Source organism: Streptomyces sp. NPDC037288 (genome assembly GCF_055603265.1).
Genome location: NZ_JBVJVY010000009.1, coordinates 250,257 through 255,552 on the forward strand (window position 1 = coordinate 250,257; position 5,296 = coordinate 255,552).

The window sequence follows — 5,296 nt, forward strand, 5'->3', positions numbered from 1 at the left end:
CTGGCCACCCCCTCGCCCCCCCCCCCCCCCCCCCCCCCCCCCCCCCCCCCCCCCCCCCCCCCCCCCCCCCCCCCCCCCCCCCCCCGCCCAGCTCTCCAGCCAGGCGGGCAGCGAGCAGAAGCTCGAGGTCTTCGTCAACCTCGCGCGCCGGCTCCAGTCGCTCGTGCACCGCGAGATCTCGATCCTCGACGAGCTGGAGAACGAGATCGAGGACCCGGACCTGCTCAAGGGCCTGTTCCACGTGGACCACCTGGCCACCCGCATCCGGCGGCACGCCGAGAACCTCGCCGTGCTCGGCGGCGCGGTCTCCCGGCGCCAGTGGAGCAACCCGGTCAGCATGACCGAGGTCCTGCGCTCCGCCATCGCCGAGGTCGAGCAGTACTCCCGGGTGAAGCTGGTGCCGCCCATCGACGGCGACCTGCGCGGCCACGCCGTCGCCGACGTCATCCATCTGCTCGCCGAACTCATCGAGAACGCCTCGGTGTTCTCCGCCCCGCACACCCAGGTGCTGCTCCGCGCCGGCCTCGTCACCTCCGGGCTCGCGGTGGAGGTGGAGGACCGCGGACTCGGTATGCCCGTCGGCGAACAGAACCGGATGAACGCCCTGCTCGCCGACCCCGACCAGGTGAACGTCGCCAGCCTGCTGGCCGACGGCCGTATCGGTCTCTACGTCGTCTCCCAGCTCGCCCGGCGGCACGGCATCCACGTGCGCCTGCAGAGCAACATCTACGGCGGTGTGCAGGCCGTACTCGTCGTCCCGCAGGCGTTGTTGGGTACGGCGCCCGGTGTGCCCGGCGCGGTCGCCGGGACCGGTGCACCCCAGTCGCACACTCCCGCCGACACCGGTGCGGCGCCGGCCGTGCGACTCCCGGGCCAGGGCCTCGGACAGGAGCGGGGGCGGGCGCCGGGCCAGGGATACGAGCACGGGCACGCGCAGGGACAGGGGCAGGTGCCCGGGCAGGGGCACGGGTCCGGGCAGGCGCGGGGCCCTGTGCCCGCGCCCGCACCGCTGCCCGTAGTGCCGTCCGGGGAGCCGGGCCCCGCGCAGGACGGTGACGGTGCCGGGCTGGGTTCCGGGGCTGCTGCAGGGGCTCCCGAGACCGGGCGGCGGCGGCACGCCCAGCGCGGGAGCGGGCGGCGCGGCGCCGAGAGCGGTGCGGGGAGCGGTGACGGCGGGCGGAACGACGGTGCCCCGGCGCCGCTCCCGGTACGGGGCGTACGGCAGGAGCGGCCCACCCCCGCATCTGCCGTGCCCGGCGTCAGCGCCGGGGACCGGGCGGCGGTGGAAGCGCACGCGGGCATCCTGCCCACGCCGCGCACCGGCCCCGTGCGGGGCACCATGGGCAAGCCCCAGCTGCCCCGCCGCCGTGCCCAGGAGCACATCGTCCCCCAGCTGCGCGGCGGCCCCGCACCCCGCCAGGACGGGGACACCGTCCCGGGCCACGACCCCGGGCTGATGGCGGCCTTCCAGCGCGGGATCGGACTCGCCGAGGCACAGCAGCACATGGAGCACATGCACACGGAGCACACGGAGCACACGGAGCACACGGAGCACATGGGGAGCCAGGAGCCCGCCGCCCTGGACTCCGGCCGCCTGAACTCCAGCACCCACCTGGACGCCACACACATGGGTTCCCGGCACACGGGCGCAGCCCACATGGACGCGGCCCACATGGACTCCGACCACCTGATCAGGCGTCACCTCCAGCCGGCCGTACCGGAGTACACCGACCCCGAGACCCCCATATCCCAGCAACGCACCCCCGCGCCCGCACCCGACGGTGCTCGCGGTACCGGCCGGCCCGACGGGAGCGACCCGGCCGGCTGACCACCCGCACCGTACCCACCCCCACCACTCCAACCCACCCACCCCCCAGCGCTCCCGCAGACCTTACGTACCCCAAGGAGTCGATCCACCATGGCGAGCGATGCGCCGACCGCCCACGCAACCGACCTCGACTGGCTGCTGAGCGGCCTCGTGCAGCGCGTACCGCACACCACCAGCGCGGTGCTCCTGTCCTGCGACGGGCTCGTGAAGTCCGTGCACGGCCTCGACATCGACAGCGCCGACCACATGGCGGCCCTGGCCTCCGGCCTTTACTCGCTCGGCCGCAGCGCGGGCGTCCGGTTCGGCGACGGCGGGGACGTCCGCCAGGTCGTCGTAGAACTCCACTCGACCCTGCTGTTCGTCACCACCGCCGGTTCCGGCACCTGCCTCGCCGTGCTCGCCGGCCGGGAGGCCGACGCCGCCGTGCTCGGCTACGAGATGGCGATGCTCGTCAAGAGCGTCCGGCCCTACCTGGTCACCGCGCCCCGGCAGCACGCCGTCGAACCCACGGCGACGAGGCCTTGAGGGTGGCCGCACCCGGCGACGGGCCCTGGCTGGACGACGCGGCCGGACGGCTGGTGCGCCCGTTCACGGTCAGCAACGGACGGACCAAGCCCAGCATCGCCCTGGACCTGATGTCGCAGGTGATGGCCACCGGCGTCACCCCGCTCGGCTACCTCGGCCCCGAGCACTCCCAGGCGCTCGACCTGTGCCGGTCACCCGTCTCGGTCGCCGAGGTCGCCGCACACCTGAAACTGCCCGCGGTGGTCACCAAGGTGCTGCTCTCGGACCTCGTCGATTGCGGGGCGCTGACCACCAAGCCCCCCGTCTTCCACCACACACCCACTGACCGGTCTCTGCTGGAGGCAGTGCTCGATGGACTACGACGACAGCTCTGACCCGTTCCCCACCGCGCTGAAGATCCTGGTGGCGGGCGGGTTCGGGGTCGGCAAGACGACCTTCGTGGGCGCGGTCAGCGATATCGCGCCGCTCAGCACGGAGGAGCTGCTCACCACGGTCAGCGTCGGCACGGACAGTCTCGACGGCGTCGAGAACAAGATGGAGACCACCGTCGCCATGGACTTCGGCCGGATCACCCTCGATCCGGACCACGTGCTCTACCTGTTCGGCACACCGGGGCAGGAGCGGTTCTGGTTCATGTGGGACGAGCTGTCCGAGGGCGCGCTCGGCGCGGTGATCCTCGCCGACACCCGCCGGCTGCAGGACTGCTTCGCGGCCGTGGACTTCTTCGAGGAGCGCGGGCTCGGCTTCATCGTCGCCATCAACGAGTTCGACGGCGGCCACCGCTACGACCCCGAGGAGGTGCGTGCGGCCATCGACCTCGACCCCGAGGTCCCCGTCGTCCGCTGCGACGCCCGGATCTCCAGCTCCGGCGTGCAGACCCTGCTCACCCTCGTACGCCACCTCCTCGCCCACGCCCCGGCGCCCGCGCCGAGCCATGGCGCCCACAGGTGATCCCGCCCTACCGCCCACGGAGCCGCCCCATGAGGTACGCCCACAGCGCCGGAGCCCGGCCATGACGTACGAGCCGCCCCGGCCGGTCCGGGGGCTGCTGCTCACCCCCGAGGACAAGGAGGCCCCCGCGCGTGTCCACCGGTTGCGCCTGCTCGGCCTGGTGGACCGTGCCGACCCGGCGCTGGACGCCTTCGCGGCCCATCTCGCCCGGCTCACCGGCGCGCCCTACGCCATGGTCAACTTCATCGGCGAGGACCTCCAGTTCTTCGCGGGCCTGTGTGTCCCCGTCGTCCCGCCGTTCCTCAGGGAGGACGGCAGCAGACCGGAGCTGGGCCGGGTCCTGCCGCGCGACCACGGGTTCTGCCCCCATGTGGTGGTCCGCCGCAAGGCCCTGGTGCTCGAGGACGTGCGCGACTATCCGCGGTTCGCCGGGAACCCGGTCGTGGACGAGTACGGCATCCGCTCCTATCTCGGCGCCCCGCTCATCGACAGCTCCGGCATGGGGCTGGGCACCGTGTGCGCGGCCGACACGGCCCCCCGCGCCTGGGGGAGGGAAGGCCTGGAGGCCATCAAGGCGCTGGCCGCCGATCTCGTCGTACGCCTCGAACGAAGCGCCGAGGACGGCCTGCCGCTGTGACGGACGACGACGGCCTCCCTGCCCAGTCGGCACAAGGGGCGTGAAGGAAAGCTGAGGCGGCGGTTAAGAAAAGCTCGATGGACCCGCACCCCGCGCGTACGGCAGATTGCAGGGTGATTCCACCCCTCTGACCCGGTGCGGGCTTCTTCGGCATGCCCGCGGGCCGGGACCTCACCCACAGGAGCGGCACGCGTGAAGGCGCTGGTCAAGGAGAAGGCGGAGCCGGGGCTCTGGCTGACGGACGTCCCGGAGCCCGAGATCGGTCCCGGTGACGTACTGATCAAGGTCATGCGGACCGGTATCTGCGGAACCGACCTGCATATCCGGGCCTGGGACGGCTGGGCGCAGCAGGCGATCCGCACGCCGCTCGTGGTCGGGCACGAGTTCGTCGGGCAGGTCGTCGAGGTCGGGCGGGACGTGGCCGACATCCGTATCGGCGACCGGGTCAGCGGTGAGGGCCATCTGGTGTGCGGCAAGTGCCGCAACTGTCTGGCCGGCCGCCGCCATCTGTGCCGGGCCACCGTGGGCCTCGGTGTCGGCCGCGACGGTGCCTTCGCCGAGTACCTCGCCCTGCCCGCGTCCAACGTGTGGGTGCACCGCGTCCCCGTCGACCTCGACATCGCCGCGATCTTCGACCCGTTCGGCAACGCCGTGCACACCGCGCTGTCGTTCCCGCTGGTCGGCGAGGACGTCCTGATCACCGGCGCCGGACCGATCGGCCTGATGGCCGCCGCGGTGGCCCGGCACGCCGGCGCCCGCAACGTCGTCATCACCGACGTCAGCGAGGAGCGGCTCCAGCTCGCCCGGAAGATCGGTGTGAGCCTCGCCCTGAACGTGGCCGAGTCCTCCATCGCCGACGGCCAGCGGGAGCTGGGGCTGCGCGAGGGCTTCGACATCGGCCTGGAGATGTCCGGCCGCCCCGAGGCCATGCGGGACATGATCGCCAACATGACGCACGGCGGCCGGATCGCCGTGCTCGGCCTGCCGGCGCAGGAGTTCCCGGTCGACTGGGCCCGGATCGTCACCTCGATGATCACCATCAAGGGCATCTACGGCCGCGAGATGTTCGAGACCTGGTACGCGATGTCGGTGCTCGTGGAAGGCGGCCTGGACCTCGCCCCCGTGATCACGGGCCGGTACGGCTACCGCGACTTCGAGGCCGCGTTCGCGGACGCCGCGAGCGGCAAGGGCGGCAAGGTCATCCTCGACTGGACCGTGTGAGCCGCAGAACGCGCCCCTCCCGTCACCCGCAAGCACTTTCAGGAGAATCTCAATGATCGTGTCAAGCCGTCTGCGTGACCGGTGGGGCGGAGGTGAACAGCCTCTTGTCACGCAGCATCGCCCACAGCACGTCG

General features: G+C 72.5%; 5 protein-coding genes and 1 pseudogene. All 6 read left to right on the plus strand.

Annotation, left to right across the window (positions count from 1 at the left end; translation table 11 throughout):
• Positions 1-73: 73 nt before the first annotated feature.
• A pseudogene (locus tag ACZ7GZ_RS14280) lies at positions 74-1,828 on the plus strand (sensor histidine kinase); the annotation flags it as partial.
• Positions 1,829-1,918: 90 nt separating this feature from the next.
• Positions 1,919-2,353, plus strand: a complete 435-nt coding sequence (locus ACZ7GZ_RS14285) for a roadblock/LC7 domain-containing protein (protein WP_471024073.1) — start codon at positions 1,919-1,921, stop codon at positions 2,351-2,353.
• 2 nt (positions 2,354-2,355) lie between these two features.
• A complete protein-coding gene (locus ACZ7GZ_RS14290) occupies positions 2,356-2,727 on the plus strand; it encodes a DUF742 domain-containing protein (protein WP_471024074.1) in 372 nt (123 codons plus the stop codon).
• On the plus strand, positions 2,705-3,304 hold the full coding sequence (locus ACZ7GZ_RS14295) for a GTP-binding protein (protein WP_471024076.1): 600 nt from the start codon (positions 2,705-2,707) through the stop codon (positions 3,302-3,304). The genes ACZ7GZ_RS14290 and ACZ7GZ_RS14295 overlap by 23 nt, the downstream gene beginning before the upstream one ends.
• A 61-nt stretch (positions 3,305-3,365) precedes the next feature.
• The gene (locus ACZ7GZ_RS14300; protein WP_471024078.1) at positions 3,366-3,941 is read left to right on the plus strand and encodes a GAF domain-containing protein; all 576 of its coding nucleotides are present in this window, start codon (positions 3,366-3,368) and stop codon (positions 3,939-3,941) included.
• Positions 3,942-4,133: 192 nt separating this feature from the next.
• Entirely contained in the window at positions 4,134-5,162 is a 1,029-nt protein-coding gene (gene tdh, locus ACZ7GZ_RS14305) for an L-threonine 3-dehydrogenase (RefSeq protein ID WP_471024079.1), read from the plus strand.
• Positions 5,163-5,296: the final 134 nt, after the last annotated feature.